Origin of the sequence: Polynucleobacter sp. TUM22923 (genome assembly GCF_030295705.1) — a bacterium.
In the GTDB taxonomy this organism is placed as follows: Bacteria; Pseudomonadota; Gammaproteobacteria; order Burkholderiales; family Burkholderiaceae; genus Polynucleobacter.
The window spans coordinates 32,218-51,788 of sequence record NZ_AP027274.1; the positions used below are offsets into that span (position 1 = coordinate 32,218).

General features: G+C 46.9%; 8 protein-coding genes, 6 tRNA genes, 3 rRNA genes and 1 pseudogene. All 18 read left to right on the forward strand.

What is annotated here, in order from left to right:
- Positions 1 to 311 precede the first annotated feature (311 nt).
- A 16S ribosomal RNA gene (locus QUD86_RS00180) occupies positions 312 to 1,844 on the forward strand.
- A gap of 57 nt (positions 1,845 to 1,901) precedes the next feature.
- Positions 1,902 to 1,978 (forward strand) — tRNA-Ile (locus QUD86_RS00185).
- A gap of 30 nt (positions 1,979 to 2,008) precedes the next feature.
- Positions 2,009 to 2,084 (forward strand) — tRNA-Ala (locus QUD86_RS00190).
- Positions 2,085 to 2,351: 267 nt separating this feature from the next.
- Positions 2,352 to 5,225, forward strand: a 23S ribosomal RNA gene (locus QUD86_RS00195).
- A gap of 106 nt (positions 5,226 to 5,331) precedes the next feature.
- Positions 5,332 to 5,445 (forward strand): 5S ribosomal RNA (gene rrf / locus QUD86_RS00200).
- Together the 16S, 23S and 5S rRNA genes with 5 tRNA genes alongside form the textbook arrangement of a ribosomal RNA operon.
- Positions 5,446 to 5,548: 103 nt before the next feature.
- Positions 5,549 to 5,633, forward strand: a tRNA-Tyr gene (locus QUD86_RS00205).
- Positions 5,634 to 5,717: 84 nt separating this feature from the next.
- A tRNA-Gly gene (locus QUD86_RS00210) sits at positions 5,718 to 5,791 on the forward strand.
- Between the two features lie 45 nt (positions 5,792 to 5,836).
- Positions 5,837 to 5,911: transfer RNA gene (locus QUD86_RS00215), tRNA-Thr, on the forward strand.
- 61 nt (positions 5,912 to 5,972) lie between these two features.
- Complete coding sequence (gene tuf / locus QUD86_RS00220; RefSeq protein ID WP_286297132.1) at positions 5,973 to 7,163, forward strand: elongation factor Tu; 1,191 nt, start codon at positions 5,973 to 5,975, stop codon at positions 7,161 to 7,163.
- A 10-nt stretch (positions 7,164 to 7,173) separates the two neighbouring features.
- Positions 7,174 to 7,249 (forward strand) — tRNA-Trp (locus tag QUD86_RS00225).
- A gap of 20 nt (positions 7,250 to 7,269) precedes the next feature.
- Positions 7,270 to 7,647, forward strand: a complete 378-nt coding sequence (secE, locus tag QUD86_RS00230; RefSeq protein WP_286297133.1) for a preprotein translocase subunit SecE — start codon at positions 7,270 to 7,272, stop codon at positions 7,645 to 7,647.
- A gap of 7 nt (positions 7,648 to 7,654) precedes the next feature.
- Positions 7,655 to 8,227: a transcription termination/antitermination protein NusG gene (nusG, locus tag QUD86_RS00235; protein ID WP_286297134.1), complete on the forward strand. Its 573-nt coding sequence runs from the start codon at positions 7,655 to 7,657 to the stop codon at positions 8,225 to 8,227.
- A 153-nt stretch (positions 8,228 to 8,380) separates the two neighbouring features.
- Positions 8,381 to 8,812, forward strand: coding sequence for a 50S ribosomal protein L11 (gene rplK / locus QUD86_RS00240; RefSeq protein WP_100379492.1), 432 nt, complete (start codon positions 8,381 to 8,383; stop codon positions 8,810 to 8,812).
- 2 nt (positions 8,813 to 8,814) lie between these two features.
- Positions 8,815 to 9,516 (forward strand): 50S ribosomal protein L1, encoded by a 702-nt coding sequence (gene rplA, locus QUD86_RS00245; RefSeq protein WP_100379491.1) that lies wholly within the window; start codon positions 8,815 to 8,817, stop codon positions 9,514 to 9,516.
- A 246-nt stretch (positions 9,517 to 9,762) separates the two neighbouring features.
- A pseudogene (gene rplJ / locus QUD86_RS00250) lies at positions 9,763 to 10,287 on the forward strand (50S ribosomal protein L10); the annotation flags it as partial.
- A gap of 152 nt (positions 10,288 to 10,439) precedes the next feature.
- Positions 10,440 to 10,811, forward strand: a complete 372-nt coding sequence (rplL, locus tag QUD86_RS00255) for a 50S ribosomal protein L7/L12 (RefSeq protein WP_286297135.1) — start codon at positions 10,440 to 10,442, stop codon at positions 10,809 to 10,811.
- Positions 10,812 to 11,038: 227 nt separating this feature from the next.
- Positions 11,039 to 15,139 (forward strand): DNA-directed RNA polymerase subunit beta, encoded by a 4,101-nt coding sequence (gene rpoB, locus QUD86_RS00260; protein ID WP_286297137.1) that lies wholly within the window; start codon positions 11,039 to 11,041, stop codon positions 15,137 to 15,139.
- A 1-nt stretch (position 15,140) separates the two neighbouring features.
- The gene (gene rpoC, locus QUD86_RS00265; RefSeq protein WP_286297139.1) at positions 15,141 to 19,403 is read left to right on the forward strand and encodes a DNA-directed RNA polymerase subunit beta'; all 4,263 of its coding nucleotides are present in this window, start codon (positions 15,141 to 15,143) and stop codon (positions 19,401 to 19,403) included.
- The last annotated feature ends 168 nt before the right edge of the window (positions 19,404 to 19,571 follow it).

Consider the following 19,571-nt stretch of genomic DNA (forward strand, 5'->3'; position numbering starts at 1 on the left):
TTTTTAAACATGTTTTTTTAAAAGTAAGAAAAAAAAGTCGTTATTTAAGGAAAAAGACTACGAAAGGTGTTGACGACCCAAAATTAGTGCGCTATAGTCTTATCTCTCTGCTGAGTGTTATTTGAAATACGAAACAAGTCAGCCCTCTTTAAAAATTAGTCAACCGATAATTGTGGGTACTAAGTGAAAGCATCAAGTCCTTCGGGACAGATGTAAATAAATAGTACTCATAGACAGTAAAAAGATTTGGTTTTATTACCAAGTCAATTTCTTTTGAATGAGTGCGACGATCCGCAAGGATCACAGGAATTAAACTGAAGAGTTTGATCCTGGCTCAGATTGAACGCTGGCGGCATGCCTTACACATGCAAGTCGAACGGCAGCACGGGTGCTTGCACCTGGTGGCGAGTGGCGAACGGGTGAGTAATACATCGGAACGTACCTTATCGTGGGGGATAACGCAGCGAAAGCTGTGCTAATACCGCATACGCCCTGAGGGGGAAAGCGGGGGATCGAAAGACCTCGCGCGATTAGAGCGGCCGATGCCTGATTAGCTTGTTGGTGGGGTAAAAGCCCACCAAGGCGACGATCAGTAGCTGGTCTGAGAGGACGATCAGCCACACTGGGACTGAGACACGGCCCAGACTCCTACGGGAGGCAGCAGTGGGGAATTTTGGACAATGGGGGAAACCCTGATCCAGCAATGCCGCGTGAGTGAAGAAGGCCTTCGGGTTGTAAAGCTCTTTTGTCAGGGAAGAAACACCGGCTCTAACACAGTCCGGGAATGACGGTACCTGAAGAATAAGCACCGGCTAACTACGTGCCAGCAGCCGCGGTAATACGTAGGGTGCAAGCGTTAATCGGAATTACTGGGCGTAAAGCGTGCGCAGGCGGTTATACAAGACAGGCGTGAAATCCCCGGGCTTAACCTGGGAATGGCGCCTGTGACTGTATAGCTAGAGTGTGTCAGAGGGGGGTAGAATTCCACGTGTAGCAGTGAAATGCGTAGATATGTGGAGGAATACCAATGGCGAAGGCAGCCCCCTGGGATAACACTGACGCTCATGCACGAAAGCGTGGGGAGCAAACAGGATTAGATACCCTGGTAGTCCACGCCCTAAACGATGCTGACTAGTTGTTCGGGATTTTCATCCTGAGTAACGTAGCTAACGCGTGAAGTCAGCCGCCTGGGGAGTACGGTCGCAAGATTAAAACTCAAAGGAATTGACGGGGACCCGCACAAGCGGTGGATGATGTGGATTAATTCGATGCAACGCGAAAAACCTTACCTACCCTTGACATGTCACTAACGAAGTAGAGATACATTAGGTGCTCGTAAGAGAAAGTGAACACAGGTGCTGCATGGCTGTCGTCAGCTCGTGTCGTGAGATGTTGGGTTAAGTCCCGCAACGAGCGCAACCCTTGTCTTTAGTTGCTACGCAAGAGCACTCTAGAGAGACTGCCGGTGACAAACCGGAGGAAGGTGGGGATGACGTCAAGTCCTCATGGCCCTTATGGGTAGGGCTTCACACGTCATACAATGGTGCATACAGAGGGTTGCCAACCCGCGAGGGGGAGCTAATCTCAGAAAATGCATCGTAGTCCGGATCGTAGTCTGCAACTCGACTACGTGAAGCTGGAATCGCTAGTAATCGCGGATCAGAATGTCGCGGTGAATACGTTCCCGGGTCTTGTACACACCGCCCGTCATACCATGGGAGTGGGTTTTGCCAGAAGCCGTTAGCCTAACCGCAAGGAGGGCGACTGCCACGGCAGGGTTCATGACTGGGGTAAAGTCGTAACAAGGTAGCCGTATCGGAAGGTGCGGCTGGATCACCTCCTTTCTAGAGAAAGATGCTGGATTTTAGTGCCCACACTTATCGGTTGACAATAAAAGCCACGGGTCTGTAGCTCAGCTGGTTAGAGCACTGTGTTGATAACGCAGGGGTCGTAGGTTCAAGTCCTACCAGACCCACCACCAGCCAGAAACAAGACTTAGTGGAACGTTGGGGGATTAGCTCAGCTGGGAGAGCACCTGCTTTGCAAGCAGGGGGTCGTCGGTTCGATCCCGTCATCCTCCACCATCATCTAAATGTCAAAACTAAACAAACATTTAATTGTTTAGTTTTGCCATTTATGGCTGTTCTTTAAAAATTTGAGTAAGCAAAGTGTCTAATGTTTCTTTGAGAGAGCATTAGACAATGTAATAGGGTAAAGATTGAATCATCAATCAGTAATATCAAACGAGTTTTTAAAGTTCTTTAATACGTACTTATAGTTTGGATTACGGCAAACATGTCAGTTGTAGAAGTAAAACCTGTAACGGTTACTAGCAATGGTGCTCGTTATAGGATCAAGTGAATAAGTGCACATGATGGATGCCTTGGCGATTACAGGCGACGAAAGACGTTATAACCTGCGATAAGCCCCGGGGAGCTGGTAAATAAGCTTTGATCCGGGGATTTCTGAATGGGGAAACCCACCACTTTTGTGGTATCCATACCTGAATACATAGGGTATGAGAAGCGAACCTCGTGAACTGAAACATCTAAGTAGCGAGAGGAAAAGACATCAACCGAGATTCCCAGAGTAGTGGCGAGCGAAATGGGAACAGCCTTCTAGTGATATCTCAGTAATTAACAGAATGGAATGGAAAGTCCAACAATAAAGGGTGATAGTCCCGTATGTGAAAATTATTGAGTGGTACTAGGCTAGAGACAAGTAGGGCGGGACACGTGAAATCCTGTCTGAATATGGGGGGACCATCCTCCAAGGCTAAATACTCGTAATCGACCGATAGTGAACAAGTACCGTGAGGGAAAGGCGAAAAGAACCCCGGGAGGGGAGTGAAATAGATCCTGAAATTGTGTGCATACAAACAGTAGGAGCCTCGTAAGGGGTGACTGCGTACCTTTTGTATAATGGGTCAGCGACTTACATTCAGTAGCAAGCTTAACCGAATAGGGAAGGCGTAGCGAAAGCGAGTCCGAATAGGGCGCTAGTTGCTGGGTGTAGACCCGAAACCAGTTGATCTATCCATGGCCAGGTTGAAGGTGCGGTAACACGTACTGGAGGACCGAACCCACTAACGTTGAAAAGTTAGGGGATGAGCTGTGGATAGGGGTGAAAGGCTAAACAAAACTGGAAATAGCTGGTTCTCTCCGAAAACTATTTAGGTAGTGCCTCGTGTATCACTGTAGGGGGTAGAGCACTGTCATGGTAGTGGGGTCCATTGCGGATTACTGCGCCATAGCAAACTCCGAATACCTACAAGTGCAAGCACGGGAGACAGACATCGGGTGCTAACGTCCGGTGTCAAGAGGGAAACAACCCAGACCGCCAGCTAAGGTCCCCAATATATGCTAAGTGGGAAACGAAGTGGGAAGGCTAAAACAGTCAGGAGGTTGGCTTAGAAGCAGCCATCCTTTAAAGAAAGCGTAATAGCTCACTGATCGAGTCGTCCTGCGCGGAAGATGTAACGGGGCTAAGCATATAACCGAAGCTGCGGATCACAGTAATGTGATGGTAGGAGAGCGTTCTGTAAGCCTGTGAAGGTGTCTTGTAAAGGATGCTGGAGGTATCAGAAGTGCGAATGCTGACATGAGTAGCGATAAAGGGGGTGAAAAGCCCCCTCGCCGTAAGCCCAAGGTTTCCTGTTCAACGTTCATCGGAACAGGGTGAGTCGGCCCCTAAGGCGAGGCAGAGATGCGTAGCTGATGGGAACCAGGTTAATATTCCTGGACCATTGTTAAATGCGATGGGGGGACGGATCGCGGAAGGTTGTCCGGGTGTTGGAAGTCCCGGTTCTTACGTTGGAGATGGCTACTAGGTAAATCCGGTAGCGGGATTCAAGGGCGTGAGACGAGTGAATTTATTCACGAAGCGATTGGAAGTGGTTCCAAGAAAAGCCTCTAAGCTTCAGTTTAACAAGACCGTACCGCAAACCGACACAGGTGGGCGAGATGAGTATTCTAAGGCGCTTGAGAGAACTCAGGAGAAGGAACTCGGCAAATTTGTACCGTAACTTCGGGATAAGGTACGCCCTTGTAGTTTGACCGTGAACAACGGGAGGACGAAAGGGTTGCAATAAAAAGGTGGCTGCGACTGTTTAATAAAAACACAGCACTCTGCAAACACGAAAGTGGACGTATAGGGTGTGACGCCTGCCCGGTGCTGGAAGATTAAATGATGGGGTGCAAGCTCTTGATTGAAGTCCCAGTAAACGGCGGCCGTAACTATAACGGTCCTAAGGTAGCGAAATTCCTTGTCGGGTAAGTTCCGACCTGCACGAATGGCGTAACGATGGCCACACTGTCTCCTCCTGAGACTCAGCGAAGTTGAAATGTTTGTGATGATGCAATCTACCCGTGGCTAGACGGAAAGACCCCATGAACCTTTACTGTAGCTTTGCATTGGACTTTGAACCGGTCTGTGTAGGATAGGTGGGAGGCGTTGAAAGCGGGATGCTAGTTCCGCTGGAGCCAACCTTGAAATACCACCCTGGTTTGTTTGAGGTTCTAACCTTGGCCCGTTATCCGGGTCGGGAACAGTGCATGGTAGGCAGTTTGACTGGGGCGGTCTCCTCCCAAAGTGTAACGGAGGAGTACGAAGGTACGCTTGGTACGGTCGGACATCGTACCTAAAGTGCAATGGCAAAAGCGTGCTTAACTGCGAGACCGACAAGTCGAGCAGGTGCGAAAGCAGGTCATAGTGATCCGGTGGTTCTGTATGGAAGGGCCATCGCTCAACGGATAAAAGGTACTCTGGGGATAACAGGCTGATACCGCCCAAGAGTTCATATCGACGGCGGTGTTTGGCACCTCGATGTCGGCTCATCTCATCCTGGGGCTGTAGCCGGTCCCAAGGGTATGGCTGTTCGCCATTTAAAGAGGTACGTGAGCTGGGTTTAAAACGTCGTGAGACAGTTTGGTCCCTATCTGCCATGGGCGTTGGAGATTTGACGGGGGCTGCTCCTAGTACGAGAGGACCGGAGTGGACGTACCGCTGGTGTACCTGTTGTTTCGCCAGAAGCATCGCAGGGTAGCTATGTACGGAAGAGATAACCGCTGAAAGCATCTAAGCGGGAAACTTGCCTGAAGATGAGATCTCCCGTAGGTTTAACCTACATAAAGGGTCGTTGAAGACCACAACGTTGATAGGTCAGGTGTGGAAGCGCAGTAATGCGTTAAGCTAACTGATACTAATTGCCCGTTAGGCTTGATCCTATAACCAGCACTATTGTGTTGGATGTTTGCCAGATTTAATCTGCAACCCAAATTACATGCTTACTCAAATAGAACTGTTGATTTATCAACAGTTCGACCCTCTACGCCCGGTGACCATAGCAAGTTGGAACCACTCCTTCCCATCCCGAACAGGACAGTGAAACGACTTTACGCCGATGATAGTGCGGATTACCCGTGTGAAAGTAGGTAACTGCCGGGCACCAATGCGACGCCCAGACCCTCTTAGGTCTGGGCGTTTTTACTTGTGCAAAGCGTTTAGAGATTGACAGATACTCCATTCGGAGTCAGAATATTAGGTTGACGGAGGGGTGTCCGAGCGGCTAAAGGAGGCAGACTGTAAATCTGTTGGCTATGCCTACGTAGGTTCGAATCCTACCCCCTCCACCACAGACTGTATTAACGGTCTGTTTGTATTGAGAGGTATTAGATTGATAATTGCTTCTGTAGTTGATGTGATTTGGTGAGATTACTGCGGGATTAGTTTAATGGTAAAACAGCAGATTTCCAATCTTCGGTCAAGAGTTCGATTCTCTTATCCCGCTCCAATCATTCCAACTGCCGTTGTTTTTATAAAATATTAGTAAGTATTAGCTCATGTGGCTCAGTGGTAGAGCACTCCCTTGGTAAGGGAGAGGTCGGCAGTTCGATCCTGCCCATGAGCACCATGATTGAAATTATTTATCATGTAATTTTTTGATTTACGAGTAAATTAAAGGCAGACAAAAAATGGCAAAAGAAAAGTTTCAGCGGACAAAACCGCACGTAAACGTTGGTACTATCGGTCACGTTGACCACGGTAAAACTACCTTAACAGCAGCGATTGCTACCGTGCTTTCAAAAGCATTTGGTGGCGAAGCAAAAGCATACGATCAAATCGATGCTGCTCCAGAAGAAAAGGCACGCGGTATTACGATTAATACTGCACACGTTGAGTATGAGACAGCCAATCGTCACTACGCTCACGTTGATTGCCCAGGACATGCTGACTATGTCAAGAACATGATTACCGGTGCTGCCCAGATGGACGGCGCTATTTTGGTTTGTTCTGCAGCTGATGGTCCAATGCCACAAACGCGTGAGCATATCCTCTTGGCTCGCCAAGTAGGTGTTCCATACATCATCGTGTTCTTAAACAAATGCGATATGGTTGATGATGCTGAGTTATTAGAGTTAGTCGAAATGGAAGTGCGTGAGCTTCTTTCTAAATATGACTTCCCTGGTGATGACACTCCAATCATTCAAGGTTCTGCTAAGTTAGCACTCGAAGGTGATGAAGGCCCAATGGGTTCCGTTGCCATTATGAAGTTGGCTGAAGCACTAGATAACTACATCCCAACTCCAGAGCGCGCAATTGATGGTGCGTTCTTGATGCCTGTAGAAGATGTGTTCTCCATCTCCGGTCGCGGTACTGTCGTTACTGGCCGTATCGAGCGCGGTATTGTTAAGGTTGGTGAAGAGATTGAAGTTATTGGTATCAAGCCAACAATCAAAACGACTTGTACCGGTGTAGAGATGTTCCGTAAATTGCTCGACCAAGGTCAAGCAGGCGATAACGTCGGTATCTTGTTGCGCGGTACAAAGCGTGAAGAAGTAGAGCGCGGTCAAGTATTGGCTAAGCCAGGTTCAATCACACCACATACTCACTTTACAGCCGAGGTTTATATCTTGGGTAAAGATGAAGGTGGACGTCATACACCATTCTTTAACAACTATCGTCCTCAGTTTTACTTCCGTACTACGGACGTAACTGGTTCAATTGAGTTGCCAACAGACAAAGAAATGGTGATGCCTGGTGATAACGTGACGATTACTGTCAAACTCATCGCGCCAATCGCGATGGAAGAAGGCTTACGTTTTGCGATTCGTGAAGGTGGCCGTACAGTTGGCGCCGGAGTGGTTGCTAAGATTTTGGCTTGATTTAGGATGAAGGGGTGTAGCTCAATTGGCAGAGCGTTGGTCTCCAAAACCAAAGGTTGGGGGTTCGATGCCCTCCGCCCCTGCCACGATTTGAACTGGAAGTGATATGTCTCAACAAACAGTAGGTAATTCTGAAGAAAAAAGTAGCTGGGTCTCAGGACTCGCTGCTTTAATTGTCGTTGCTGCGTTGGTGCTCTACTACACGCTAGCCGATCAATCTTTATTAATTCGTCTTCTGGTTTTATTTGGCGGCATCGCTTTTGCAGTTTTTATTGTGGCTATTTCTCCTGATGGGCGACGTTTTGTCGCCTATGCAAAAGATTCTTGGTATGAAGTAAAAAAGGTTGTTTGGCCTACTCGTAAAGAGACGACTCAAATGACCCTAGTCGTATTTGGCTTTGTCCTGGTGATGTCCATATTTTTGTGGGTTGCAGACAAATTAATTGAATGGCTAGTTTTTTCAGTCTTTCTTGGCTGGAAGTGAGTAAATAATGATTGATGCTGAATTAGTCTCGAATCCACAAGCAACTGGCAATATGCGCTGGTATGTAATCCATGCTTATTCTGGAATGGAAAAAAGCGTGAAGCGCGGACTTGAGGAGCGCATTGCACGTTCAGGAATGCTTGATAAATTTGGCCGTATTTTAGTGCCATCTGAAGAAGTTGTTGAAATTAAAGCAGGCCAAAAGTCAGTTAGTGAGCGCCGTTTCTTTCCTGGATATGTATTGATTGAAATGGAAATGACTGATGAGAGCTGGCATTTAGTTAAAAATACTCCAAAAGTAACTGGATTTGTTGGTGGCGTTCGAAATCGTCCAAGCCCCATTTCTACTGCTGAAGTAACAAAAATTATGGATCAAATGCAGGCTGGTGTTGACAAGCCTAAGCCTAAAACCTTATTTGAAGTGGGTGAAATGGTTCGAGTTAAGGAAGGTCCATTCTTAGACTTCAACGGAAATATTGAAGAAGTAAATTACGAGAAGTCTAGATTGCGCGTTTCTGTTACAATTTTTGGCCGCGGTACTCCAGTTGAGCTGGAGTTCGGGCAAGTAGAAAAAATGTAATAAAACAAGGCTTTAGGCTTTGTGTAGTGAAAAAAGCAGTGCAAGAGGTTAGTAATAACCGAGGAGCGGAGCTAGAAAGCCAAAAAACTAGCGAAGCGTTTACTCAACAGCGGTCTCATTGGTGACAATTAGGCGCGCTTAAAGGAGCAATTAATGGCAAAGAAGATTATTGGCTTTATCAAACTGCAGATACCTGCAGGTAAAGCAAACCCATCCCCACCAGTCGGCCCAGCTTTGGGTCAGCGTGGACTTAATATTATGGAATTCTGTAAGGCGTTCAATGCTCAAACACAGAGCATGGAACCAGGCTTACCTATTCCTGTTGTGATTACTGCTTTCGCAGATAAGAGCTTCACATTCATCATGAAGACGCCTCCAGCGACAATCATGATTAAGAAGGCTGCGAAAATTGAAAAAGGTTCACCACGTCCTCATACCGATAAGGTAGGAACAATTACTCGTGCTCAAGCAGAAGAGATTGCTAAAGCAAAAATGCCCGATTTAACAGCTGCTGATATGGATGCTGCTGTAAGAACAATCGCTGGTAGCGCCCGATCAATGGGCATCACAGTGGAAGGCCTGTAATCATGACTAAGTTATCTAAGCGTTTAAAAGCAATCGAAGCTAAAGTTGATCGTAATAAGTTCTATGCATTAGAAGATGCATTGAACTTGGTTAAAGAGTGTGCAACTGCAAAGTTTGATGAATCTATCGACGTAGCGGTTCAGCTCGGTATCGACGCAAAAAAATCTGATCAAGTAGTGCGCGGAGCGGTTGTGCTTCCTGCCGGTACTGGTAGACATGTACGCGTAGCAGTTTTTGCCCAAGGCGAGAAAGCTGAACAAGCTAAAGCAGCTGGTGCAGAAATTGTTGGCATGGAAGAGTTGGCCGAGCAAATCAAAGGTGGAAAAATTGACTTTGATATTTTGATCGCCTCTCCAGACACGATGAAAATTGTTGGTACATTGGGTCAGGTATTGGGCCCACGCGGCTTAATGCCGAATCCAAAAGTGGGAACAGTAACTCCGGATGTCGCTACTGCAGTTAAAAATGCAAAAGCAGGTCAAGTGCAGTTCCGTGTCGACAAAGCCGGTATTGTGCATGCCAGTATTGGCCGTCGTTCATTCGAGCCAGCTGCATTAAAGTCCAATTTACTTGCATTGCTTGAGGCTTTGAATAAAGCAAAACCTCCAGCATCAAAGGGTATTTATTTAAGAAAGGTCGCCGTAAGCAGCACCATGGGTGCAGGCGTACGGGTTGACCAAGCATCGATACAGGCAGCGCAGTAATACAGTAAAGCGCTTTTTGTAGCAAAAAGAACTTTGGGTCGGCTTTTGTTGTAACCAATAAAAGCCGAACATCAAAGACCGTTGGCGGATTCATTTGCTAGTCAAGAAATAGATTCTTAATCGTTACGAGAGTGATGGCCAGCGCAGATGGCGACCCTGAAAAGATTTCACAATTTTTTGTGACAAATGATCAGACGCTGGTGTGTAACCCCAACTGGAAACAGTTGGTTTTTAAGGAGTTAAACCGTGCCTTTGAATGTACAAGACAAAAAAGCGATTGTTGCTGATGTCGGCGCTCAATTGGCGGGAGCTCAAACAGTCGTGCTTGCTGAATACCGTGGTATTCCAGTTGAGCAGTTGACAAAGCTTCGTGCAAGTGCACGTGACCATGGTGTCTATCTTCGCGTTTTGAAGAACACATTGGCGCGCCGTGCTGCACAAGGCACACAGTTTGAGCCTCTTGCTGATTCGATGACTGGGCCCTTGATTTATAGCATCTCTGCTGATCCGATTGCTTCGGCAAAAGTATTGCAGAACTTTGCTAAAACTCAAGACAAGCTCGTTATTACAGCTGGCTTATACAACGGTAAATTGCTAGATGTAGCAGCCGTTAAAGCATTAGCGGCAATTCCTAGTCGCGATGAGTTGTTATCTCAGTTATTGGGTGTGATGTTGGCACCAGTTTCTGCAATGGCTCGCGTATTAGGTGCAGTAGCAGCACAAAAGGCAGCAGGAGCACCCGCTCCAGTGGCCGAAGTAGCGCCAGCCGCAGTAGCAGCTCCAGCAGAAGTTACTGCCGAAGCCGCAGCTCCAGAAGCTAGTGCAGAACCTGCAGCTGCTCCAGAAGCTGGAACAGAACCAAACGTTGAAACCCCTGCCGCTGAATAAGCGACAGTTAACTATTAAAGTATTAGGAGCTAAAAATGGCGATTACTAAAGAAGAAATCATTGATGCAGTAGGCAGCATGTCCGTAATGGATTTGAACGACTTAGTTAAGGCGTTCGAAGAGAAGTTTGGCGTATCCGCAGCAGCCATGGCTGTTGCTGGCCCAGCTGGTGCTGGCGCTGCTGCAGCTGAAGAGCAAACAGAATTTACTGTTAACTTGCTTGAAGCTGGCGCAAACAAAGTATCAGTAATTAAGGCTGTTCGCGAAATTACTGGTCTTGGCCTAAAAGAAGCAAAAGACTTAGTTGACGGTGCTCCAAAGCCAATCAAAGAGGCTGTTGATAAAAAGACCGCTGAAGAAGCTAAGAAGAAGCTTGACGAAGCAGGCGCGAAGTCAGAAATTAAGTAATACAACAAGTGCTAACGTTTCTCAAAAAGAAGCGTTAGCTCAGTTGGGTTTGACCTTTAGTGGTCAAACCCGATTTCATTTGTAATTGAAATCGGGTTTGCCTTCTGATACGACTGCAGAATGCAAGTTTGGTCGGACACTGAATCTATGCGATTGAGTGTTGTCCGCCAGAGGTTGGTAGTGGCCAACCGCCAAATCTTTGTACAGTCGCTGAATTCGGAGATGAAATGAACTACAGCTTCACCGAACGCAAGCGAGTCCGTAAAAGCTTTGCTAAGCGAGTAAATAATCACCAGGTTCCGTACCTGATCGCAACCCAGCTGGAATCCTACGCTAAATTTTTACAGGCTGATAAGCCGGCAATGTCTCGTCTCACTGAGGGACTTCAAGCCGCTTTCACATCGGCATTTCCTATTACGTCAAACAATGGCTACGCACGCATGGAATATGTGTCGTACCAATTGGCGCAGCCGCCATTTGATGTTAAAGAATGTCAGCAGCGTGGCTATACCTATCACTCAGCTTTACGTGCAAAAGTTCGCTTGATCATTTACGATCGCGAAGCACCTACTAAGGTAAAAGAAGTAAAAGAGAGTGAAGTTTACATGGGTGAAATTCCACTCATGACTGATAACGGATCATTTGTGATTAACGGCACTGAGCGCGTCATTGTGTCTCAGTTGCATCGTTCCCCAGGCGTGTTCTTTGAGCACGATAAAGGCAAGACGCATAGTTCCGGAAAACTCCTATTCTCAGCGCGCATTATTCCTTACCGTGGTTCATGGCTCGATTTTGAGTTTGATCCTAAGGACGTATTGTATTTCCGAGTTGACCGTCGTCGTAAGATGCCCGTTACCATTTTGCTAAAAGCAATTGGTTTAAACAACGAACAGATTTTGGCAAACTTTTTTAACTTTGACCATTTTGCGTTGACAGCCAACGGTGCTGCAATGGAGTTTGTTCCAGAGCGTTTGCGTGGTCAGATGGCTAACTTCGATGTGCTAGATAAGGATGGCGTTGTTGTCATTCAAAAAGACAAGCGCATCAATGCAAAGCATATTCGTGAACTCGAGGCCGCTAAAACCAAGAACATTATTGTTCCTGATGACTACTTAGTTGGTCGTGTAGTTGCGCGCAATACTATTGATCCAGATACAGGTGAAATCTTGGCCTATGCCAATGATGAAATCACGGAAGAGTTATTGGCTACATTGCGTGATGCAGGCATCAAGCAACTAGAGACTATTTATACCAATGACTTAGATTCTGGTGCTTACATCTCACAAACACTGCGTACAGATGAAACCGCGGATCAGATGGCGGCTCGTATTGCCATCTATCGCATGATGCGTCCTGGCGAGCCACCAACAGAAGACGCTGTTGAAGCTTTATTCCAGCGTTTGTTCTACAACGAAGATAGTTATGATTTATCTCGCGTTGGTCGTATGAAAGTTAACAGCCGTCTCGGTCGTTCAGAGATGGAAGGCGCAATGGTTCTATCGGATGAAGATATCCTGGAAACCATTAAGTCACTTGTTGATTTACGTAACGGCAAAGGTGAGGTTGATGACATCGATCACCTGGGCAATCGTCGCGTACGTTGTGTTGGTGAGTTAGCAGAAAATCAATTTCGTGCAGGCTTATCACGCGTAGAGCGTGCTGTGAAAGAGCGTCTCGGCCAAGCCGAAACAGAAAATCTCATGCCGCATGACTTGATCAACAGCAAGCCAATTTCTTCGGCTATTCGTGAATTTTTCGGATCTTCACAGTTGTCTCAGTTTATGGACCAAACAAATCCTCTGTCAGAGATCACGCATAAGCGTCGTATCTCAGCACTGGGACCTGGTGGCTTAACACGTGAGCGCGCTGGCTTTGAAGTGCGTGACGTACACCCTACTCACTACGGTCGTGTTTGTCCTATCGAAACGCCAGAGGGACCAAACATTGGTCTGATCAACTCACTCGCGCTATTTGCACGCCTAAACGAGCACGGTTTCTTAGAGACGCCGTATCGTAAAGTAGCAAACAGTAAAGTAAGTGATGAAGTAATGTATCTCTCGGCGATTGAAGAGGCTAAATATGTTATCGCGCAGGCGAATGCAACAATCGACAAGAGCGGCAAATTAGCTGACGAACTGGTTTCAGCTCGTCAAGCCGGCGAAACGATGATGGTCAGTCCAGAGCGCGTTGACTTTATTGACGTAGCGCCTAGTCAAATCGTTTCTGCAGCGGCTTCGCTTGTGCCATTTTTAGAGCATGATGATGCGAACCGTGCATTGATGGGTGCGAACATGCAGCGTCAAGCAGTTCCTTGCTTACGCCCTGATAAACCATTAGTTGGAACAGGCCTAGAGCGCATTGTGGCAGTGGATTCCGGCACAGTTGTATTGGCTAACCGCGGCGGTATTGTGGATTACGTTGATGCAAACCGTATCGTTATTCGTGTAAACGATGATGAAACTGCGGCTGGCGAAGTTGGTGTCGAGATTTATAACCTCATTAAGTACACCCGCTCAAATCAAAATACCAACATCAATCAGCGTCCGATCGTTCAAGTTGGAGATCGTGTAGCTCGTGGTGACGTGGTAGCTGATGGTGCATCGACAGACTTGGGTGAGTTAGCCTTGGGTCAAAATATGACCGTGGCATTTATGCCATGGAACGGTTACAACTTTGAAGATTCAATTTTGATTTCTGAGAAGGTAGTTGCTGATGACCGTTACACTTCAATTCATATTGAGGAGCTGTCCGTTGTTGCACGCGATACCAAGCTAGGCTCAGAAGAAATTACACGTGACATTTCAAATTTAGCAGAGTCACAACTCTCGCGTTTAGATGAAAGCGGTATTGTTTATATTGGAGCTGAAGTTCAAGCCGGCGACGTATTGGTTGGCAAGGTAACTCCGAAGGGCGAGACAACACTGACACCTGAAGAGAAGTTACTTCGTGCGATTTTCGGTGAGAAAGCGTCTGATGTAAAAGATACATCTTTACGTGTTCCTTCTGGAATGATCGGTACAGTTATTGACGTTCAAGTCTTCACCCGTGAAGGAATTGAGCGCGATGCACGTGCACAAGCCATTATTCAAGAAGAGCTACAGCGCTATCGTTTGGATTTAAACGATCAGTTGCGTATTGTTGAGGGCGATGCCTTCATGCGTTTAGAAAAACTGTTGATTGGTAAAGTTGCCAATGGCGGACCTAAGAAATTAGCTAAAGGCAGCAAGATCGATAAGGAATACCTTGCCGACTTGGATAAATACCATTGGTTCGATGTTCGTCCTGCAGAGGAAGATGTTGCCTCACAAGTTGAAGCAGTGAAATCTTCTATTGAAGCCAAGCGTAAGCAGTTTGACGATGCTTTTGAAGAGAAGCGTACTAAGTTAACCCAGGGTGATGATTTACAGCCCGGCGTAACGAAGATGGTCAAAGTCTACTTAGCAGTTAAACGTCGATTGCAGCCTGGCGACAAGATGGCCGGTCGTCATGGTAATAAAGGGGTGGTTTCTAAAATTGCTCCTGCTGAAGATATGCCATTTATGGCTGATGGCAGACCTGTTGATATCGTCTTGAACCCATTGGGCGTGCCTTCCCGTATGAACGTTGGCCAGATATTGGAAACCCACTTAGGTTGGGCTGCCCAAGGTATTGGAAAACGTATCGACGAGATGGTTCGGGAGCAGGCTAAACAGGCTGAACTCCGTAAGTTTTTAAAGCAGCTTTATAACGAAACAGGCCGCATTGAGGACTTAGACAACTTTACCGATGAGCAAGTAATGGTTTTGGCGGAGAACTTACGTCAAGGATTGCCATTTGCAACGCCAGTATTTGATGGCGCTACTGAGGCGGAAATTAGCAGAATGCTCGAGTTGGCCTATCCAGAAGAAGTAGCAACTTCTTTGAAGATGACGCCATCCCGTCAGCAAATGATTCTGTGTGATGGCCGTACTGGCGATCAGTTTGAGCGTCCAGTAACCGTTGGCGTGATGCATGTCTTGAAGCTCCACCATTTAGTGGATGACAAGATGCATGCTCGCTCAACCGGACCTTACTCTTTAGTAACGCAACAGCCACTTGGCGGTAAAGCACAGTTTGGTGGTCAGCGCTTTGGTGAGATGGAAGTTTGGGCCCTCGAAGCATACGGTGCTTCATATGTCTTGCAGGAAATGCTGACAGTGAAGTCCGATGACGTCGCAGGCCGTACCAAGGTTTATGAAAACATCGTCAAGGGCGAGCACACTATTGATGCTGGCATGCCCGAATCCTTCAACGTGTTGGTAAAAGAAATCCGCTCGTTGGGTATTGACATTGACATGGAGCGCAACTGATATGAAAGCATTGCTCGATTTATTTAAGCAAACGCAGGGCGACGAACAATTTGACGTAATTAAAATTGGTCTCGCTTCTCCTGAAAAAATTCGCTCATGGTCTTTTGGCGAAGTTCGCAAACCAGAAACCATTAACTATCGGACCTTTAAGCCCGAGCGTGATGGTCTGTTTTGTGCCAAAATTTTTGGTCCAACCAAAGACTACGAGTGCTTATGCGGTAAGTACAAGCGCTTAAAGTTCCGTGGCGTAATTTGTGAAAAGTGCGGCGTAGAGGTAACTCTCGCTAAGGTACGCCGTGAGCGTATGGGCCACATTGAGTTGGCAGCGCCAGTTGCTCATATTTGGTTCTTAAAGTCATTGCCATCCCGTTTGGGCATGGTTCTTGATATGACCTTGCGGGATATTGAGCGCGTTCTTTATTTTGAAGCCTATGTAGTTGTAGATGCTGGCATGACCCCTGAGGGTGTAATGAAGCGTGGGCAGATCATGTCTGAAGACGAGTTCATTGCCAAGACTGAAGAGTACGGTGATGGCGCATTTACTGCCATCATGGGCGCAGAAGGTATTCGGGATCTATTGCGCGGTATTGATATAGATCGTGAAGTAGAAGTCATTCGCGCAGATCTAAAGGCGACTGGTAGTGATGCCAAGATTAAAAAATATGCCAAGCGCTTAAAAGTGCTAGAGGCATTCCAGACTTCAGGAATTAAGCCTGACTGGATGATCATGGAAGTGTTGCCAGTATTGCCACCAGAACTACGTCCGTTAGTGCCATTGGATGGCGGTCGCTTTGCTACTTCCGATCTAAACGATCTTTATCGTCGTGTGATCAACCGCAACAATCGCTTAAAGCGCTTATTAGAGTTGCGTGCACCAGAGATTATTGTTCGTAACGAAAAACGCATGCTGCAAGAAGCGGTTGACTCATTGCTTGACAATGGTCGTCGCGGTAAGGCAATGACTGGCGCGAATAAGCGTCCTCTCAAATCTTTAGCAGAAATGATTAAAGGTAAGAGTGGTCGTTTCCGTCAAAACTTGCTAGGTAAGCGCGTTGACTACTCAGGTCGTTCAGTCATCGTAGTTGGTCCTACGCTCAAGTTACATCAGTGCGGCTTGCCAAAATTAATGGCTTTGGAGTTATTCAAACCATTTATTTTTAACAAGCTTGAGACTTTAGGAATTGCAACTACGATTAAGGCTGCAAAGAAAGAAGTTGAAAGTCAGACGCCAATCGTTTGGGATATTCTCGAAGAAGTGATTCGTGAGCATCCAATTATGCTGAACCGTGCGCCAACCCTACACCGTCTTGGCATTCAGGCTTTCGAGCCTATGCTGATCGAAGGCAAGGCAATTCAACTGCACCCATTAGTCTGCGCGGCATTTAACGCGGACTTTGACGGCGACCAAATGGCGGTTCACGTTCCATTGTCATTGGAAGCGCAGATGGAAGCGCGTACATTGATGTTGGCCTCGAATAACGTACTGTTCCCAGCGAATGGTGAGCCATCGATTGTTCCTTCACAGGACGTGGTGTTGGGCTTGTACTACGCTACTCGTGACAAGATCAACGGTAAGGGCGAAGGCATGGTTTTCGCTAACATTACCGAGGTTGTGCGCGCATACGAAGCCGGTGAAGTGGAATTAGCGTCACGCGTTGCAGTTCGTATTACCGAGCATGAAATCGTGGACAAGAAGGCAGAGGGCGAGGCCCGCTTTGCTGAAAAGACCAAGATTTATCAAACGTCAGTTGGCCGTGCCATCCTGTCAGAGATTTTGCCTAAGGGTATGACTTTTGAGGAAATCAATAAGCCGCTGAAGAAAAAAGAAATTTCTCGCTTAATCAACACTTCGTTCCGTAAGTGCGGCCTACGTGAGACAGTTATTTTTGCCGATCGACTTTTGCAATCCGGTTTCCGTTTGGCAACTAATGCGGGTATTTCGGTTGCAATCGACGATATGTTGATTCCAACTTCAAAAGAACGCATCATCAATGAAGCGTCTACCAAAGTAAAAGAGTATGACAAGCAGTTTATGTCAGGCCTTGTAACCAACCAAGAGCGTTATAACAACGTGGTAGATATTTGGGGTGCTGCTGGTGATCAGGTTGGCAAAGCGATGATGGATGAGTTGTCACACGTTGACGTTCTCGATCGTAACGGCAAAACAGTTCGTCAAGAATCTTTCAATTCCATCTACATGATGGCGGATTCTGGTGCACGTGGATCTGCAGCGCAGATTCGTCAGTTAGCCGGTATGCGTGGCTTGATGGCCAAGCCTGATGGCTCGATTATTGAAACGCCAATTACAGCAAACTTCCGTGAAGGCTTGAACGTTTTACAGTACTTCATTTCTACCCACGGTGCACGTAAAGGCCTGGCTGATACTGCATTGAAAACAGCGAACTCTGGCTACTTGACCCGTCGTTTATGTGACGTTACACAAGACCTCGTCGTGATTGAGGATGACTGTGGCGCAACAAGCGGCGTGAAGATGAAGGCCTTAGTTGAGGGCGGTGAAATTATCGAAGCATTACGCGATCGTATTTTGGGTCGTGTCTGTATTGGTGATGTTGTTCACCCTGATACCCAGGCAGTTATCGTTGCGCATGACACATTATTGGATGAAGACCATGTTGATGAAATCGTTGCCTTAGGCATCGATGAAGTGACAGTGCGCACAGTATTGTCTTGCTTAACTCGCTTTGGTTTGTGCGCCAAGTGCTACGGTCGTGACCTTGGTCGTGGCGGTATGGTGAACGTTGGTGAAGCGGTTGGTGTGATCGCCGCCCAGTCCATTGGTGAGCCAGGCACTCAGTTAACAATGCGTACCTTCCACATTGGTGGTGCAGCTTCACGTGCATTAGTGGCAAGCAATATTGAAGCCAAGTCTAATGGTGCATTGAAATTCTCTGGCACGATGCGCGTTGTTAAAAATGCAAAAGGTGAGCAGATCGTTATTTCACGTTCTGGCGAAGTCTTAATTGTTGATGACAACGGCCGTGAGCGTGAGCGTCATAAGGTGCCTTATGGTGCAACTCTGGCTGTCAAAGAAGATGCAACAGTAAAGGCTGGCGCAAGCTTAGCCACTTGGGATCCATTAACCCGTCCTATTATTTCTGAGTACGCCGGTATTGCTCGCTTCGATAACGTAGAAGAAGGTGTTACTGTCGCTAAACAGGTTGACGAGGTAACTGGCCTCTCCACTTTGGTGGTGATTGACGGTAAGCGTCGTAGTGCTGCAAGCAAAGGCGTTCGTCCAATGATCAACTTAGTTGATGACAAGGGCGGAGAAGTAATGATTGCGGGTACTGATCATCCAGTGAATATCGGGCTGCAGGTGGGCGCGTTGATTACTGTTAAGGATGGTCAAAAGGTTGAGGTTGGCGAAGTATTGGCGCGTATTCCAATTGAATCACAGAAGACTCGCGACATTACCGGTGGCCTACCGCGCGTTGCTGAATTATTCGAAGCTCGCTCACCAAAAGATGCTGCTGTATTGGCTAAAGTCACTGGAACAGTTTCCTTCGGCAAAGAAACCAAAGGTAAGCAGCGTTTAGTGATTACCGATATGGATGGTGAATCGAATGAATTCTTGATTCCTAAAGAGAAGCAAGTGCTTGTTCATGACGGTCAAGTTGTGAATAAGGGCGAGATGATTGTGGAAGGTCCTGCTGACCCACATGACATCTTGACACTCAGAGGTATCGAAGAATTAGCAATCTATATTGTCGATGAAGTTCAAGACGTTTACCGTTTGCAAGGCGTAAAGATTAACGACAAGCACATCGAAGTGATCGTGCGTCAGATGTTGCGTCGTGTGCAAATTACGGATGGCGGCGATACAGCCTACATCACGGGTGAGCAAGTTGAGCGTTCCAAACTCTATGATGCAAATGATTTAGTGATCGCTGCAGGTAAGCGCCCAGCTCAGTTTGAGAATGTATTGTTGGGTATTACTAAAGCATCCTTGTCTACAGACAGCTTTATTTCAGCGGCTTCTTTCCAAGAAACCACTCGTGTATTGACCGAAGCCGCCATTATGGGCAAGACCGATACACTTCGTGGCCTCAAGGAAAACGTCATTATTGGTCGTTTGATCCCTGCTGGTACTGGCTTGGCTTATCGCCGTGCACGCAAGGTCAGAGAGCAATTCGAGCGTGATCGCGCTCAAATGATTGCTGCTGAAGAAGAGGCAATAGCCGATATGCCTGTAGAAATAGAGGCAGAGGTAATTGCTCCTGCTGCAGAGGCGGATCCAAGCTAATTTGGTATTTTTGGCCAGAAATGGCCAGTTTTTCCCCTTGTAGGTTGACGGGAAGAGCTGGTCAGGCTAGAATGCTGAGTTCTACTGATTGAGAAGAGGGTCTTTTTGACCTAGAAATTATCTAAGTCATTGATTTTCTTAAAGAAAGCAACAAAGAAGTACTAACCG